This window comes from Promicromonospora sp. NPDC050249, from assembly GCF_040656015.1.
Lineage (GTDB): Bacteria > Actinomycetota > Actinomycetes > Actinomycetales > Cellulomonadaceae > Promicromonospora.
Map to the genome: position 1 here is coordinate 336,600 of NZ_JBFAKY010000001.1, position 16,641 is coordinate 353,240.

Sequence of the window (16,641 nt, forward strand, 5' to 3'; positions counted from 1 at the left end):
CCGCGTTCGCGTCACACCCGCGCGGGTCAGCGCGCCGTCGGGTGGACGGTGCCGCGCAGGACCACCGCGGTGGGGTGACGCAGCACCTCGATGTCCTCGCGCGGGTCCGCCGGGTACACCACGAGATCGGCGCTCGAGCCCTCGACGACGGCCCCGAAGCCCAGGTAGTCGCGGGCCCGCCAGGACGCCATCGCCACGACCTCCGCGGCCGGGATGCCAGCGGCCACCAGCTCGGCGCACTCGTCGGCGATCCGGCCGTGGGAGATGGTTCCGCCCGCGTCGGTGCCGACCAGGAGCCGCACGCCCGCCTCGTGCAGGTCGCGCACCTGCTGGTAGCGGTTCGCGTACATGGCGCGCATCCGCTCCGCGTATACCGGGTACTTGCCGTCGGCCTGCGCCGCGATGTTCTCGAACTGGCCGATCTGCAGCAGGGTCGGCGTCACGGCGATCCCGCGCTCGGCGGCCGCTGCCATGTGCTCGGCGGTCATGCCGGTCCCGTGCTCTATGCAGTCCACCCCGGCGGCCAGCAGCCCGTCGATGGTCTCGGTGGCGAAGGCGTGCACGGTGACCCGGGCCGCCTCGGCGTGCGCGACGGCGACCGCCTCCTTGAGCAGGTCCTCTGGCCACAGAGGGCGCAGGTCGCCGTCGGCCCCGAGGGACCGGTCGATCCAGTCGCCCACGAGCTTGACCCAGCCGTCGCCGCGACGGGCCTGGATACGCACCGCCTCGGGGAGCTGCTCCGGCGACTCGAGCTCGAGCCCGTAGTTGCGAAGGTACCGCTTGCGCAGCGCCAGGTGCATGCCCGAGCGCAGCAGGTGGGGCAGGTCGCTGCGGTCGTGCACCCACGCCGTGTCCAGCGGCGAGCCGGCATCGCGGATCAGCAGCACTCCGGCGTCGCGGTCGGCCGCCGCCTGCTTCTCGGCCTCCTCGACCGGGACGACGCCGTCGGCGGCCAGCCCGATGTGGCAGTGCACGTCCACCAGGCCGGGCACCACCCAGCCCTGAAGGACCTGCATGTTGGTGCCCTGCGCCGACGGGCGCGTCAGGCTGACGCGACCCCCGCGGACCCAGATCTCCTCGGCCTCGCGGTCGTCACCCAGCAGGATGCGTCCGCGGATCACCGCGGTCGGACCTTCCAGCGCAGACATGGCGCTCCCTCGTTCTCCCCGAACTCGTTCTCCCGATTCAGCCCGTGAGACCACAGGCCGCCGTCACCGGCCCAGGAACTTCTCCAGGCCGGGCGGGAGCTCGATGTTGCTGAGGTCGGGCGCCGCGTCCTTCTTGGGGGCGACGCCGAAGGCCGAGCCGGCCGGCGCCGACGGGGTGGTCGCGGGTCCGCCGCCGAGCGCGCGCTGCATCGCTTCCTGCTCCTGCTGGGCGCGCTTGGCCGGGTTCCCGGACTTGCCCTTCTTGCCCTTCTTCGGCGGGGCCGTCTTGCCACGCGACTTCTTGCCCATGCCCATGCCGGGGCCGCCGGGCATCGCGGGCATCCCGCCCGGGCCCATGCCGCCGCCCTTGGACATCTGGCGCATCATCTTCTGGGCGTTCTCGAACCGCTCCAGGAGCTGGTTGATGGCCGTCGTCGTGGTGCCGGAACCCTTGGCGATCCGCGCGCGGCGCGAGCCGTTGATGATCTTCGGGTTCTCGCGCTCGGCGGGCGTCATCGAGTGGATGATCGCCTCGATGCGGCCCACCTCACGCTCGTCGAACTGGTCGAGCTGGTCACGCATCTGGGCCATGCCCGGCAGCATGCCGAGCATCTTCTTCATCGAGCCCATGTTCTTCAGCTGCTGCATCTGCACCAGGAAGTCCGCGAGCGTGAAGTCCTGGCCGCTGGCGACCTTGGCCGCCATCTTCTCGGCCTCGCCGGCGTCGAACGCCTTCTCGGCCTGCTCGATCAGGGTGAGCACGTCACCCATGTCGAGGATGCGGCTCGCCATGCGGTCGGGGTGGAAGACCTCGAAGTCGGTCAGCTTCTCGCCCGTGGACGCGAACATGATGGGCCGGCCGGTCACCTTGGCGACCGAGAGGGCGGCACCACCGCGGGCGTCGCCGTCCAGCTTCGAGAGCACCACACCGGTGAAGTCGACGCCGTCGGCGAAGGCCTTGGCGGTGTTCACCGCGTCCTGGCCGATCATCGCGTCGATGACGAACAGGACCTCGTCCGGGTTCACCGCGGCGCGGATGTCCGAGGCCTGCTGCATCAGCACCTCGTCGATGCCGAGGCGGCCGGCGGTGTCCACGATCACGACGTCGTGCTGGCGCTCCCTGGCATAGGCGACGCCGTCCCGCGCTACCCCCACCGGGTCGCCGATCAGCGGCGCGTCGGCCGCTGGGTCGTCCGCCACCGAGGTGTTGCCCGGGTGCGGCGCGAACACCGGCACGCCGGCGCGCTCGGCGACCACGGACAGCTGGGTCACGGCGTTCGGGCGCTGCAGGTCGGCGGCGACCAGCACCGGCGTGTGGCCCTGCCCCTTCAGCGCGTGCGCGAGCTTTCCGGCCAGCGTCGTCTTACCGGCACCCTGCAGACCCGCGAGCATGATCACGGTCGGCGGCGTCTTGGCCAGCGTGAGCGGGCGCGTGGCCCCGCCGAGGATGTCGACGAGCTCCTCGTTGACGATCTTGACGACCTGCTGGGCCGGGTTCAGCGCACCGGAGACCTCGGACGAGAGCGCGCGCTCGCGCACCGCCGCGGTGAACTCGCGCACCACGGGCACCGCGACGTCGGCGTCGAGGAGGGCGCGGCGGATCTCCCGCACGGTCGCGTCGATGTCCGCCTCGGAGAGACGGCCCCGCGCGCGCAGGTTCTTGAACGTCGAGGTAAGCCGGTCGGACAGGGAATTGAACACGGGCACAGCCTAATCGACAGGGGTCACCGGTTGTTCATCCGGGCAGCAGCGCGCGGGCCCGCTCCGTGAGCCCGTCCACGAGGCTCGCCCGCCAGCCCGTCCAGTGCTTCGGCCCCAGCGACGTCGTGTCCGCCTCCGTCAGGGCGCGCAGCACGTCGAGCAGGTCGCGCCGGTGGTCCACCGCGTCCAGGAGGGCGGCCGGCGTTGCCGGGTCGTCGGGGTCGGCGGTGGTGGCCAGGTCCGCGAGCGTGAGGTGGTGCCGCACGAGCCGCGTGACGTCGTCGACCACCTGGGGCGCGAAGCCGGCGCGCGTCAGGATGCCTGGCACCAGCCGGGCCCCCTCCACCGAGTGGTCGGCCGCGCCGCGCACCTTGCCGATGTCGTGCAGCAGCGCGGACAGCAGCAGGAGGTCGCCGGCGGCCCCTCCGGCTTCGGGCAGCCGACGCCGCAGCCGGGCGGCGACCGCAGCCGTCTCGACGAGGTGCCTGTCCACGGTGTGCCGGTGGATCGCCGCGCGCTGCGGCCGGTTGCGCACGTCCGCCCACTCCGGGATCCAGGAGGTGACCACCCCGGCGAGGTCGAGCGCCTCCCATACCGGGACCTGCGCCTGCCCCGCTGCGAGCAGCGCGAGCAGGCTCTCGCGGGCGGCCGGCGGCCACGGTTCGGGCAGCGGCGGGCACTGCTCGAGGCTCCGGATGGTCACGGGCGACAGCACGAGCCCGGTCCTGGCAGCGGTCGCGGCGGCCCGCAGGGGCAGCAGCGGATCCTCGGCCGGGCGCGTCCCGACACCGAGCACGAGCTCGCCGTCGTGCTCGACCAGGCCGTCGCCGACGGAGCGGAGGCGCGGCGGCGTGCGCCGTCCGCGCACCCACAGGGGCTTGCCCACGCCCACCGGGCGCGACAGGGCCTGCCGCGCGCCGCGCACCGTCATGTCGAGCGCGTACGAGATGACCCGGCCCGCCTCGGCGAGGCTCGCCAGCAGCTCGTCGCCGTCGTCGTACCCGGTGAGCTCGGCGACCTCCTCGAGGTCGGCCAGCAGCAGGCGGCTGGTGCGGCGCCGCGTGACGACCTGCAGGGTGTCGCGCACGTCGAGCAGGTGCGTGTAGGACGCGTCCACCGCGCCGTGCGGCCGGTCGGTGAGCCAGGTCGCGGCGAGCGCGGACAGCAGGACGGCGTCCCGCATGCCGCCGCGCGCCTCCTTGAGGTCGGGCTCGATGAGGTACGCGAGCTCCCCCGCGCGCTGCGCGCGGTCCCGCGTGGACGAGATCAGCTCGGGCAGCCGCCGCCGCGCGGCGGCGCGCCAGTCGGTGAGCACGGCGGAGGCGGCACGGTGCACGACGACGGCGTCGCCGGCCACCGCACGGACGCTCAGCCAGCCGATCACCGCCGGGAGGTCGCTCGCCGCGACCTGCCGGGACTGGCTCAGGGAACGCACCGCGTGATCGATGTCCACGCCCGAGTCCCACAGCGGGTACCAGAGGCGTTCGGCCACCTGCTGCAGCTCTTTCGGACCGTGGGTCCGCCCGTCGTGCACGAGCACGAGGTCGAGGTCGCTCAGGGGCCCGAGCTCGCCCCGACCGAGGCTGCCGACCGCCGCCAGGGCGATGCCCGACGGATCCACGTCCCTGGTCGCCTCCGCGAACAAGGAACCGAGCCGGTCGGTGACCCGCTGCCCGACGGCGGACCGCCGGGCCAGGCCCGAACGGCCCGGACCGGTCAGGTCCGCGGCGATGGTGAGGAGCTCATCGCGGAGGCCCCGCACCCCAGCGGTGGGGTGCGGGGCCTCCGGCTGCTCCCTGGCGCCCTCGGGCGCCGGGTCACTGCTCATACGTTGACGAACGCTCCCGTCAGAGGGCGGAGTCGCCGTGCTCGCCGGTGCGCACGCGGGCGACGTCGTCGACCGTCACGACCCACACCTTGCCGTCACCGATCTTGCCGGTCTGGGCGGCGCCCACGATCGCGTCGGTCACCGCGGTGACGTCAGCGTCCGTGACCAGGACCTCGATGCGGACCTTCGGCACCAGGTCGACGGTGTACTCGGCACCGCGGTAGACCTCGGTGTGGCCCTTCTGCCGGCCGTAGCCGCTGGCCTCGCTCACGGTCATACCGCGAACCCCCGCACCCTCCAACGCCGTCTTCACGTCGTCGAGACGGTGGGGCTGGATGACACCCGTGACGAGCTTCATGCGCGTACCTCCTTCAGAGTCGGCTGCTGCACCGTGGTCACGGTCAGCGCACCTCGGTGATCGTAGAGCCGGAGTTCTCGTATGCGGTCTCACCGTGGACGGCGAGGTCGATACCGCTGACCTCCGCCTCCTCGGAGATGCGCCAGCCCAGGGTGAACTTGAGGGCGAAGGCGATGATCGCGGTGACGACGGCGCTGAAGATGACGGCGACGAGCGCGGCGACGATCTGGCTGATGAGCTGCGTGAAGCCGCCCCCGTAGAACAGGCCGTTCAGCGCGCCCTCCGGGTACCAGACCCCGTAGGCCGGGTTGTCCGTGGCGAAGAAGCCCAGGAGCACGGTGCCGACGAGGCCACCGACCAGGTGCACACCGACGACGTCGAGCGAGTCGTCGAAGCCGAACTTGAACTTCAGGCCGACGGCCAGGGCGCAGAGGATGCCGGCCACGACGCCGATGGCGATCGAGCCGAAGGTGTCGACAGCCGCGGCGGCCGGCGTGATCGCGACCAGACCGGCGACCACACCCGACGCGGCACCGAGGGTGGTCGGCGCGCCGTCACGAAGCTTCTCGGTGGCCATCCAGGCCAGCATCGCGACACCGGTCGCGACGAGGGTGTTCAGCCAGGCGCGGCCGGCGGTGCCGTCGGCGGCGAACTCCGAGCCTGCGTTGAAGCCGAACCAGCCGAACCAGAGGAGAGCGGCGCCGAGCATGACGAACGGGAGGTTGTGCGGGCGCATGGCCTCGGTGCCGAAGCCCTTGCGCTTGCCGATGACCAGCGCGAGCACGAGACCGGCCACACCGGCGTTGATGTGCACCACGGTGCCGCCGGCGAAGTCGATGGGCGCGGAGAGGGCCGTCGCGATCGGGCCGTCGATGCCCAGCAGGCCGCCGCCCCACACCATGTGCGCGACGGGGCTGTAGACCAGCGTCACCCAGAGGGCGGCGAAGACGAGCCAGGTGCCGAACCTGACGCGGTCGGCGATCGCGCCGGAGATGAGGGCGACCGTGATGATCGCGAAGGTCGCCTGGAAGGCGGCGGCGACGGTTGCCGGGACCCCGACGGCGGCCATCAGCGACTCGTCATCGGTCATCGCGAGGCCGAAGAAGTCGGCGGGGTTGCCGATGATGCCGCCGATGTCGGAACCGAACGTCAGCGAATATCCGTACAGCACCCAGATCAGACCGGCCACACCGATCGAGCTGAAGCTCATCATCATCATGTTGAGGACGCTCTTCCCGCGCACCATGCCGCCGTAGAAGAACGCCAGGCCCGGCGTCATCAGCAGCACGAGCGAGGAGGCGGTGATCATCCAGGCAGTGTTTCCACTGTCCAGTTCGAATTCCATCAGGTGCCTCTCTCCCCGGACCGGTCCTGGTGACTCGGCCCACCGCGACTACCGTCGCGGGAAGCGGTTACGCGCGACCTGCATCGAGGTTACGAATGCGTGACGCAGACGGGGGGCATGTAAACGTCTGATTTCGCGTCCGGGTCGGGCGAATTTTTGGACCGAACCGTGATCCGCTCGACATTTCATGGCTATGCGTTTGTAACGTGCCGCTCACATGGCATTCTCACGTATTGGACAGTCGTCCAAACCGGAGGGCATCATCGCGCAATTACTGATGAGGAATCAGCCCAGAATGCCGTCGACGAACTCCTCCACGTCGAACGGCGCCAGGTCGTCCGGGCCCTCGCCGAGGCCGATGAGCTTGACCGGGACGCCGAGCTCCCGCTGCACCTGGACGACTATGCCGCCCTTCGCGGTGCCGTCGAGCTTGGTCAGCACGATGCCCGTGACGCCGGCGACCTCCGCGAAGACGCGCGCCTGGGAGAGGCCGTTCTGGCCCGTGGTCGCGTCCAGCACCAGCAGCACCTCGCTCGGCGCCGCGACCTTGCTCGAGACCCGCACGATCTTGCCGAGCTCGTCCATGAGGCCCGCCTTGTTCTGCAGGCGCCCGGCGGTGTCCACCAGCACGACGTCGATCTTCTCGTCGCGTCCGCGCGCGACCGCCTCGAACGCCACCGACGCCGGGTCGGCGCCCTCGCGGTCGGAGCGCACGGTGGGCACGCCCACCCGGTCGCCCCAGGTGGTGAGCTGGTCCGCAGCCGCCGCCCGGAAGGTGTCGGCGGCGCCGAGCACGACGCTCCGGCCGTCGGCCACCAGCACCCGGGCGAGCTTGCCGACCGTCGTCGTCTTGCCCGTGCCGTTCACGCCCACCACGAGGGTCACGGCGGGCAGGTGCGTGCCGTCGGCGGCGGTGGTCGGCTCGGTCCGCAGCGTGCGGTCGAGAGCCGGCTCCAGGAGCGCCACGAGCTCGGAGCGGAGCAGGTCGCGCACCGCGGCGGGCTCCCGCACACCCAGCACCCGGACCTTGGTACGCAGCGCCTCCAGCAGCTCGGTGGTGGGACCGGCGCCGACATCCGCGAGAAGCAGCTCCTCCTCGATCTCGTCCCAGTCGTCCTCGGTGAGCGAGTCCCGGGACAGCACGGACAGCAGCCGGGCACCCAGGGGCGAGCCGGAGCGCGCGAGGCGGTCGCGAAGCCGCACCAGGCGGCCGGCGGTGGGTGCAGGCGTCTCGACCGGCGCTTCACGGGTCGGGCTCGTCGAGACCTCGGGCTCGACCACCGTGCCCGGCTCGACCGCGACCTCCGGCTCGCGTTCGACCGTCGCCTGGCCTCCACCGTGGTCCTGGGTGCGCCTCCGACGTCGGGCCACGAGGAGGCCGGCGATACCGCCGCCACCCGCGAGGACGACGACGGCGGAGATGATCTCGATCCAGGGAAGCTCGTTCACGCCCCAGATTCTTCCATCCCGTGGACGGCGGCGCGGCAGCCGCCGCCCAGCCCTCGATCGGTGCCTTCGGCAACCAGACGTTCTTAGGCTTGCCTAATCACGAGTGTAGGGTGACGTGGCCGTGCCACTTTCGTCCAGGACACAGAGGAACACCACCATGCCCCGCGCGCTCTCAGCGACCGTCGCCACCCTTGCCCTCGGCGCCGTCCTCCTCACCGGCTGCGGCGCGGCCGACGAGGGCGGCGACGGCGACAACAAGTCCAACGTCGCCACCGGCCAGGAGGGGTTCGCCGACGTCCGGAAGCTCGCGGCGCAGCTCGGCACCGACGCCGCACCCGGTGAGTTCCCCCGCACGGTACGCAACCTCGTGGCCAACGAGGAGGTCGGCGAGACCGTCATCCCCGCCAAGCCGGAGCGCGTCGTCGTGCTCGACACGGGCGAGCTCGACAACATGGCCTCCCTCGGGATCGAGCCCGTCGGCATCGCCCACCCCGCCGACGTCGGGATGGCTCCCGACTACCTCTCCGTCGGCGACGCGGTGGACCTGGGCCCGTACGACGCCCTGGACCTCGAGCAGATCAAGAACCTCGAGCCGGACCTGATCCTCGGCACGTCCCTCCGGATCGACGACGACAACCTCAAGCGTCAGCTGCAGGACATCGCGCCGACCGTCCTCTCGCCTCGCCCCGGCGTGCTCTGGAAGGAGAACTTCCTGCTCAACGCCGCCGCCGTCGGCGAGGAGGAGAAGGCGCAGGAGCTGCTGACCGCCTACGAGACGCGTGCCGCGGAGGTCGGGGCCGAGGTGACCGACGCGAACGGTGGCACGGCGCCGACCATCTCGATGCTGCGCTTCATGGCGGGCCAGATCCGGCTGTACGCCAACGACTCGTTCATCGGCACCATCCTCGCCGACGCCGGCCTGCCCCGGCCCGAGACCGAGGACATCGCGGACCTCGCCGTGGAGATCTCCGCCGAGGAGATCACGCTCGCCGAGGGCGACTGGCTCCTGTGGGGCACCTACGGCCAGCCCGACGCCACCGAGCAGGCGGCAGTGGTCGACGGCCCCCTCTGGGACCAGGTCCCCGCGGTGGCGAACGGCGGCGTCGTGCGCGAGGTGGCGGACGACACCTGGTATCTGGGTCTGGGTGTGACGGGGGCCGACCTGGTCCTCGACGACCTGGAAGCCATCGCCGCCGACCAGCGGTGAGCGCACCCCGGACCGTCGCGGCGAGCAGGACGGCGCTCACCGCCGTCCTGCTGGTCACGCTCGTCCTGCTGATCGCCGCCGCGCTGGCCGGGGTCACGGTGGGCACGCGGGTCCTGTCTCCCGCCGAGACCTTCGCCGGGCTGCTGGGGCACGACGGCATCGCCGCGACAGTGATCTGGGAGCTTCGGCTACCCCGTACCCTGCTCGGCCTGCTCGTCGGCGCGGCGCTGGGCGTCGCAGGGGTGCTCGCGCAGGCGGTCACCCGCAACCCGCTCGCCGACCCCGGTCTGCTCGGCATCTCCGCGGGCGGCGCCGTCGCCGTCGTGGCGGGCAGCGCGTTCCTCGGCCTCGGGGCGGGGACGCCCCGCGTGCTGCTGGCGCTGGTCGGCGCGGCCCTGGCGACCGCCGCGGTCTACCTGTTCGCGAGCCGGTCGCCGGAAGGGCTGACGCCGGTGAACATGACGCTCGCCGGGATGGCCATGACGGCGTTCCTCGGCGCCGCCGTCTCGGCGACGGTCCTGCTCAACGCCTCCACGATGGACCAGTACCGCTTCTGGGTGGTGGGCGCGCTGAGCCTGCCCGATCCCGCGGTGCTGCTCCCGGCGATCCCGCCGGCGGTCGCGGGCGGGATCCTGGCCGTGGTCGTCTCCGGCTCGCTCAACGCCCTGGCCCTCGGGGACGACACGGCGGCCGCCCTCGGCGTCGCGGTCGTGCGGACCCGGCTGCTCGCCGGGGCGGCGGTCGTGCTCCTCTCGGGCACCGCCGTGGCGCTGGCCGGCCCGATCGCCTTCGTGGGCCTGGCCATCCCGCACGTCGCCCGGACCCTGGTCGGGACCGACGTGCGGCGGGTGCTCGCGCTCTCGGCCCTGCTCGGACCCCTGCTCCTGGTGACAGCCGACGTCGTCGGCCGGCTGGTCGCACGCCCTGCCGAGGTACAGGTCGGCGTCGTCACGGCGCTGCTCGGCACGCCCTTCTTCATCTGGCTGACCCGGCGCGCGAAGGAGCGGTCCCGGTGATCGCCGCCCCGCCCCGCCGGCCCGTCCGGACGGCGCGCTCCCTGTTGCCCCGACCCCGGCCGCGCCGACGGGTGGTCATCGCCGTGCTCGGGACGCTGCTGTTCCTCGCGCTCGTGGCCGCGACCGCCCTGAGCCTGGGCGACGAACCGACGACGCCCGCCGCCCTGTGGGCGGCGCTCCAGGGAAACGGGTCCGAGAACACCGTCTACGCGGTGCTCGAGGTCAGGCTCCCCCGGGTCGTGCTGGCCGTCGTCGTCGGTGCGGCGTTCGGGGCCTCCGGCGGGCTGAGCCAGAGTGTGCTGCGCAACCCGCTGGCCAGCCCCGACGTGCTCGGCATCAGCGCGGGAGCCTCAGTGGCCGTTGTGGCCGTCATCGCGGTCGGTTCCCTGGGCGGTCCGGTCGGCGTCGTCCCCGTCCCGGTCGCGGCCCTGACGGGCGGCCTCGCCGCCGCCGGGCTGATCGCGCTGCTCGCCCGGGACGGTGCCCTGCGCGGCAGGCGCATCCTCCTGGTCGGCATCGCGCTGTCCGCGGCGCTCACGGCGCTGACCCAGTTCCTGCTGACCCGGATCGACGTCTACGACGCGCAGCGCTCGGCGGCCTGGCTCACCGGCAGCCTGAACGCGCGCGGCTGGGGTGAGGCCGTGCCCGTCGTCGTCGGCGTGGCGCTGCTGCTGCCCGCCGCCCTGGTCCTCGCGCACACGAACCGCGCGCTCCTGTTCGAGGACGACGTCGTAGCCGGGTGGGGCGTCCGGCCGGGCGCCGCCCGGGCGGCCCTGCTGGTGATCGCGGTGCTCCTCGCCGCCCTGGCGACGTCGGCCGCCGGGCCGGTCGCGTTCGTCGCGCTGGTCTCCGGGCAGGTGGCCCGCCGGCTGGCCGCCGTCCCCGATATCCCGCCGGTCCTGGCGGGCGCCGCCGGTGCCTCGCTCGTGCTGGTGGCGGACACCGTCGCACGCACGGCGCTGCCGTTCCAGCTCCCCGTCGGTGTGCTGACCGCCCTGGTGGGCGCGCCCTACCTGCTGTACCTGCTGCAGCGTCGCCGCTCGACGAGAGGTACTCCCTGATGAACACGGCCATCGCGTCCGACGCCCGCCTGCGGGCGGACAGCGTCACCCTCGGCTACGGCGACCGGACCGTCGTGCGCGCGCTGTCGCTCGACGTGCCCGACCAGCAGGTGACGGTCGTCGTCGGGCCGAACGCCTGCGGCAAGTCCACGCTGCTGCGCGGGCTGGCCCGGCTCATGCCGCCGACGAGCGGCACCGTGCTCCTGGACGGTAAGGCCATCGCCGACCGGCCCACCCGGGAGGTGGCCCGCGTCATGGGCATGCTGCCCCAGTCGCCGGTCTCGCCCGAGGGCATCACCGTGCGGGACCTCGTCTCGCGGGGGCGCCACCCGCACCAGAGCTGGTGGCACCAGTGGGGCGAGGCGGACACGGAGGCCGTGACGGACGCGCTGCGCGCCACGGGTACCGAGGACCTCGCCGCGCGGGACGTGGACGAGCTGTCCGGCGGGCAGCGTCAGCGGGCCTGGATCGCCATGGCGGTGGCCCAGCAGACGGACCTGCTGCTCCTGGACGAGCCGACCACCTACCTGGACATGGCCCATCAGCTCGACGTGCTCGAGCTGGTCGCCACCCTCAACCGGGACCGGGCGCGGACGGTCGTCATGGTGCTGCACGACCTCAACCTCGCCTGCCGGTACGCGCACCACATCGTCGCCATGCGCGACGGCGAGATCGTCGCGGAGGGCGCTCCCGCCGAGGTGGTCACCGCCGACCTGCTGCGCGAGGTGTTCTCCGTAGAGGCGTCGATCCTCACCGACCCGCTGAACGGCACGCCCGTGATCGTCCCGCACCGGACGGTGCAGTCCTGACGGATGGTGCCTAGCTCGCGGCTGCGTAGCTCGCGGCTGCCTAGCTCGCGGCCTGGGCCGGACCCTGCTCCGCGGGCGACTCCTGCGTGACGGGCCGGACGGGACGAACCGTCCGCACCGGCCGAACTGCCCGCAGCTGGCCGGGGACCAGGTTGGCGGGCTTGAGCGGCACCGGACCGAGCGGTACGTGCAGGGTCTTCTGGGCCTGGTCGCGTGCCCGGTTGAGCACGTCCGTCAGCTCCTCGGCGTCGACGTAGCCGGGCTTGGACTCGATGGTCGCGGCGAAGAACTCGGACATCCCCATGTCCACCGGCTTGGTGTCCGGCCTGACCACAGGGGGCTTGCCCACCCACACGGAGGGCGCGCCCACCGCGTGCGTCGCTACGGCGGAGGCCCCGAGGCGGCGGCCGTCCTTGCGCCGCTTGGCGTCACCACGGATATGTGCGATGCCGGACCGGAACCACTGGAGGAACGAGAACTCCTCACTCCTGTTCGAGGGCGCATCCATCTGGCTGGCGACGACGAAGACGCCCACCGCCAGGACCAGGCACACCACGAGCAGAATGACCGACCACCACATGGGCCCATTGTGGCGTGTCTTGTCCTGTCCTGCCGCACAGAGCGGCGCGACACGCCGTGCGACACGCGCAATTTCAGCAGGAGAAATCCCTCACACCTGGCGTTTCGCTGCCGAGGGGTGTCGAATTTCACCCCCTCGGAGTGGCTCGGGCTCTGGTTCAGGCGGTAACGGTCTCGCGATCGCCCATGCGTTGACTGATCAGAGTCGTGACGCCGTCGCCCCGCATGGTCACGCCGTAGAGGGCGTCCGCGACCTCCATAGTGCGCTTCTGGTGCGTGATCACGATGAGCTGGCTGTCCTTCTGCAGCTCCTTGAAGATCTCGATGAGGCGGCCGAGGTTCACGTCGTCGAGCGCGGCCTCGACCTCGTCCATGATGTAGAACGGGCTGGGCCGCGCCTTGAAGATAGACACGAGGAACGCCACCGCCGCCAGCGAACGCTCGCCACCCGACAGCAGCGAGAGCCGCTTGACCTTCTTGCCGGCCGGGCGTGCCTCGACCTCGATGCCGGTCGTGAGCAGGTTGTCGGGCTCGGTGAGCGTCAGCCTGCCCTCACCACCGGGGAACAGCCGCGGGAAGATCTCGAGGAACTTGGCCGCCGTGTCCTGGAACGCCTCGGCGAACACCTGCTGCACCCGCTCGTCGATGTCGTCGACGATCTGGAGCAGGTCCTCGCGCGACTTCTTCAGGTCGGCGAGCTGGTCCACCAGGAACTGGTGCCGCTCCTCCAGGGCCGCGAACTCCTCCAGCGCGAGCGGGTTCACCGCGCCGATCCGGGACAGCGCCTTCTCGGCCTTCGCCAGCCGGGCCTCCTGCTCCTCGCGGACGTAGGGGACCATCCGGTCGGGCTTCGGCTCCGTGGACTCGGGCTCCTCACCGGCGGCGGCCTCGCCCTCGGCCGGAGCCTCCTGCGGCTCGGCCCCGGCGGCCGCGACGATCACGGCGGTCGCCGCAGGGTCGTCGGGCCGAAGACCCGCCTCGTGCAGCGCACGCGTCCGCGCGATGAGCGCGTCCTCGCGCGCTGCCGCGCCGCGCGGCAGCGTGGGGTCCCCCTCGTAGCGGATGGGGTTGCCCTCGTCGTCGCGCTCGACGACGGCGCGCCGCCTGCGCCCGCGGACGGCGACGTCGCCCTCGTACACCGGGACCGGCTGGTGCGGGCCGAACTCCTCCATGAGCACGTCGGGATCCATGCCCAGCTCGTCCGAGGCGCGCGACTGGAGCTGCTCCAGGCGCAGCACCTGCTGCGCGCGGGCGACCTCGTCCCGGTGCGCGACGTCGGTGAGCTCGCGCAGCTGGCCGGTCAGCGACTCGACGGTCCCCCGCACCGCGAGCAGCTGCTCCGAGCCGGCGGCCCGGGCCTCCTCCGCAGCGGCCTTCTCGGCCACCGCCCGGTCCAGCGAGCGCGCTATCGCCTCGAGCGCCACGGCCACCGCCTGCTGCACCAGCGTGGCGCGCTCGGCGTCCCGACGCCGGAGCTCCTCACGTTCCGCGGCCAGCGCACGAGCCTCGCGCTCCTGCTCGGCGGCCGCAGTCAGCGCCTGCGCGCGACCCGACACGGCACGCGCCCGTTCCTCGGCGGTCCGCAGGGCCAGCCGGGCCTCGGTCTCGCGCGCCCGGGCCGCGGTGGCGGCTGCCGCGGCCTCGTCCCGCTGGGCCTGCAGGTCGTCGATCGACCCCTCGCCGTCGGCGGGCTCCTCCTCGGCGATCGTCATGCGCTCGACGAGCGCCTCGAGCTCGATCTCGTCCTCCGCGCGGCGGGACTGGGCCTGCTCCAGCGCCGCGCGGTGGCGGTCCGCCTCCGCCTGGGCGGCGCGGGCGGCCGCGCCCAGCGACCCGAGCTGCTCTGCGGCGGCGGCGCGGGCGGCGTCCGCCTCCCCGAGCCTGGCGAGCGTCTCGTCGTACCGTTCCTGCGCCGCCGTCCGCTCGGTCCGGGCTCGCTCGAGGTGCGCGGTCCCGTCGGCTTCCCGGGCCGCTGCCTCGTCGCGGGCGGCCTTCGCCTCGTCCAGTGCCGACTGCAGGTGCAGCACGCTCGGCGCGGCCGCCGACCCGCCCCAGGCGCGCGTGGCACCCAGCAGGTCACCTGCTCGGGTCACGGCGACCACGGGCTGGTCCCGCACCAGGGCGCGGGCCCGGGCGAGGTCGTCCACGACCACCACGTCCCGCAGGATCGTCAGCAGCGCCGCCGACGCCGGGCCCGCGACCTGCACCACGTCCGTCGCCCACCGGGCCCCGGCAGGGAGGTCGACCGCCGGGCGGTCGGCGCCGAGGGCGGCCGGGCGGTCCGAGCCGACGACCAGGCTGGCGCGGCCGGCGTCCTGGTCGCGGAGGAGCCGCAGCGCGTCCACCGCCTCGTCGACGCCGGCGACCGCGACGGCGTCCGCCACCGGGCCGAGCGCGGCGGCCACCGCGTCCTCGAAACCTGCCTCGATACCCAGCAGCGCTGCCACCGAGCCCAGGACTCCCGCCTGGTCGGCGGCCAGCAGCGTGCCGGCGCCGTCCTTGCGGTCCAGGCTCAGCTCCAGCGCCTCGACCTTCGCGGCCGCCGAGCTGCGGTCGCGCTGAGCGGTGGTCACCTGCTCCTGGAGGTGCCGCACCTCGGCCTTGGCCAGCTCGAGCACCCCCGACGCCGCCTCGTGCGCGACGTCGAGCCCTTCCGCGCCGTCCTCGCCGCCCACGCCGACCTCGGTCTCGAGCGCCCCGAGCTCGCGCGACGTGCTCTCGGCCCGCTGCTCCGCCTCGAGCAGGGCCTCGCGCAGCCGGTCCAGCTCGGACTGCGCGGCCTCGACCCGGCTGCGCCGCGCGGCGACCTGGCCGGCCAGGCGGGCAAGCCCTTCGCGGCGGTCCGCGGCGGCGCGCAGCAGCGCGGCGTGCGAACGTTCGGCGGCCTGCGCCGCCGCCTCGGCCTCTGCCCGCGCGTCGACGGCGGTCTCGACGACCTCGTGGGCCATCTCGACCTCGGTGACCAGCTCCTCCTCGCTCGCGCGGGCTCGTGCCGCCTGCGCCTCGAGGTCGTCGGGGTCCTGGCCCTGGCGGATCGGCTCCGCGGTACCCAGGAGGCGGGCACGCTCGCCGGCCAGGGACTGCAGGCTGCGCAGGCGCTCCCGCGTCTGGGACAGCGCGAAGACCGTGTCGCCGGCCTGGTTGACCTGCTGCGACTCCGCGGACATCGCCGCTTCCAGGCGGGCCAGCGTGCCACGTGCCTCGGTGAGCGCCGCCTCGGTCTCGGCCTGGCGCTCCTTGAGCGACCGTTCGTCCGCGCGCTCCTGCTCGAGCTGGGCGGTGAGCTGCGCGAGGTCGTCGGCGAGCAGGCGGGACTTCGCGTCGCGCAGCTCGCGCTGCACGGTCTGCGCCTTGCGCGCCGCCTCCGCCTGCCTGCCCAGCGGCCCCAGCTGACGGCGCAGCTCCGCGGTCAGGTCGCCCAGGCGCGCGAGGTTGCCCTGCATCGCGTCGAGCTTGCGGAGCGCCTTCTCCTTGCGCTTGCGGTGCTTGAGGACGCCCGCGGCCTCCTCGATGAAGCCGCGCCGCTCCTCCGGCGTCGCGCGCAGGACGGCGTCGAGCTGGCCCTGCCCCACCACGACGTGCATCTCGCGTCCGATGCCGGAGTCGCTCAGGAGCTCCTGGATGTCCAGCAGGCGGCAGCTGTTGCCGTTGATCGCGTACTCGGAACCGCCGCTGCGGAACAGCGTGCGGGAGATCGTGACCTCGGTGTAGTCGATCGGCAGCGCGCCGTCGGTGTTGTCGATCGTCAGGGCCACCTCGGCGCGGCCCAGCGGCGCGCGGCCGGTCGTGCCGGCGAAGATGACGTCGTCCATCTTGCCGCCGCGCAGCGACTTGGCACCCTGCTCGCCCATGACCCAGGAGAGCGCGTCGACCACGTTGGACTTGCCGGAGCCGTTGGGGCCCACCACGCAGGTGATGCCCGGCTCCAGCTCGAGGGTGGTCGCCGACGCGAAGGACTTGAATCCCCGGAGCGTGAGCGTCTTGAGGTGCACGCGGTGAGCCTAACTGTGAACGTGGCCTGAACGTCGGACGTAACCCCGGGTACGCCGAAGTAGAGCGTGCGGCGTGGACTCGTCGTTGCTCGACGAGTGGGAGCGCTTGGCGAACCCCGTGGACGACGATGCCGATCTCGTGACGAAC

At 72.9% G+C, this 16,641-nt stretch carries 12 protein-coding genes; 4 read left to right on the forward strand and 8 right to left on the reverse strand.

The features are described from left to right. Positions 1-26: 26 nt before the first annotated feature. From AB0I32_RS01525 to ftsY, 6 genes are all read right to left on the reverse strand, one after another. Positions 27-1,148, reverse strand: coding sequence for an amidohydrolase family protein (locus AB0I32_RS01525; RefSeq protein WP_357502127.1), 1,122 nt, complete (start codon positions 1,146-1,148; stop codon positions 27-29). Between the two features lie 63 nt (positions 1,149-1,211). Then, positions 1,212-2,849 (reverse strand): signal recognition particle protein, encoded by a 1,638-nt coding sequence (gene ffh / locus AB0I32_RS01530; protein ID WP_357502129.1) that lies wholly within the window; start codon positions 2,847-2,849, stop codon positions 1,212-1,214. Positions 2,850-2,883: 34 nt separating this feature from the next. Continuing rightward, a complete protein-coding gene (locus AB0I32_RS01535) occupies positions 2,884-4,677 on the reverse strand; it encodes an HD domain-containing protein (protein ID WP_357502131.1) in 1,794 nt (597 codons plus the stop codon). Positions 4,678-4,696: 19 nt separating this feature from the next. Then, entirely contained in the window at positions 4,697-5,035 is a 339-nt protein-coding gene (locus tag AB0I32_RS01540; protein WP_116674478.1) for a P-II family nitrogen regulator, read from the reverse strand. Positions 5,036-5,078: 43 nt separating this feature from the next. After that, positions 5,079-6,380: an ammonium transporter gene (locus AB0I32_RS01545; RefSeq protein ID WP_357502133.1), complete on the reverse strand. Its 1,302-nt coding sequence runs from the start codon at positions 6,378-6,380 to the stop codon at positions 5,079-5,081. Positions 6,381-6,665: 285 nt separating this feature from the next. Continuing rightward, the gene (ftsY, locus tag AB0I32_RS01550) at positions 6,666-7,829 is read right to left on the reverse strand and encodes a signal recognition particle-docking protein FtsY (protein WP_357502135.1); all 1,164 of its coding nucleotides are present in this window, start codon (positions 7,827-7,829) and stop codon (positions 6,666-6,668) included. 157 nt (positions 7,830-7,986) lie between these two features. Between ftsY and AB0I32_RS01555 the strand changes: the two genes are divergently transcribed. The 4 genes from AB0I32_RS01555 to AB0I32_RS01570 are packed head-to-tail and all read left to right on the forward strand — an operon-like array spanning position 7,987 to position 11,922. Then, entirely contained in the window at positions 7,987-9,036 is a 1,050-nt protein-coding gene (locus AB0I32_RS01555; RefSeq protein WP_357502137.1) for an iron-siderophore ABC transporter substrate-binding protein, read from the forward strand. After that, positions 9,033-10,052: an iron ABC transporter permease gene (locus AB0I32_RS01560; RefSeq protein ID WP_357502139.1), complete on the forward strand. Its 1,020-nt coding sequence runs from the start codon at positions 9,033-9,035 to the stop codon at positions 10,050-10,052. The genes AB0I32_RS01555 and AB0I32_RS01560 overlap by 4 nt, the downstream gene beginning before the upstream one ends. Then, a complete protein-coding gene (locus AB0I32_RS01565; protein ID WP_357502142.1) occupies positions 10,049-11,113 on the forward strand; it encodes an iron chelate uptake ABC transporter family permease subunit in 1,065 nt (354 codons plus the stop codon). The genes AB0I32_RS01560 and AB0I32_RS01565 overlap by 4 nt, the downstream gene beginning before the upstream one ends. Beyond that, a complete protein-coding gene (locus AB0I32_RS01570) occupies positions 11,113-11,922 on the forward strand; it encodes an ABC transporter ATP-binding protein (RefSeq protein WP_357502144.1) in 810 nt (269 codons plus the stop codon). Before AB0I32_RS01565 ends, AB0I32_RS01570 begins: the two co-directional genes overlap by 1 nt. A gap of 40 nt (positions 11,923-11,962) precedes the next feature. Here the strand turns inward: AB0I32_RS01570 and AB0I32_RS01575 are convergent, their stop codons facing one another. After that, the gene (locus tag AB0I32_RS01575) at positions 11,963-12,502 is read right to left on the reverse strand and encodes a hypothetical protein (RefSeq protein ID WP_357502146.1); all 540 of its coding nucleotides are present in this window, start codon (positions 12,500-12,502) and stop codon (positions 11,963-11,965) included. Between the two features lie 157 nt (positions 12,503-12,659). Further along, positions 12,660-16,493, reverse strand: coding sequence for a chromosome segregation protein SMC (gene smc / locus AB0I32_RS01580; protein ID WP_357502148.1), 3,834 nt, complete (start codon positions 16,491-16,493; stop codon positions 12,660-12,662). Positions 16,494-16,641: the final 148 nt, after the last annotated feature.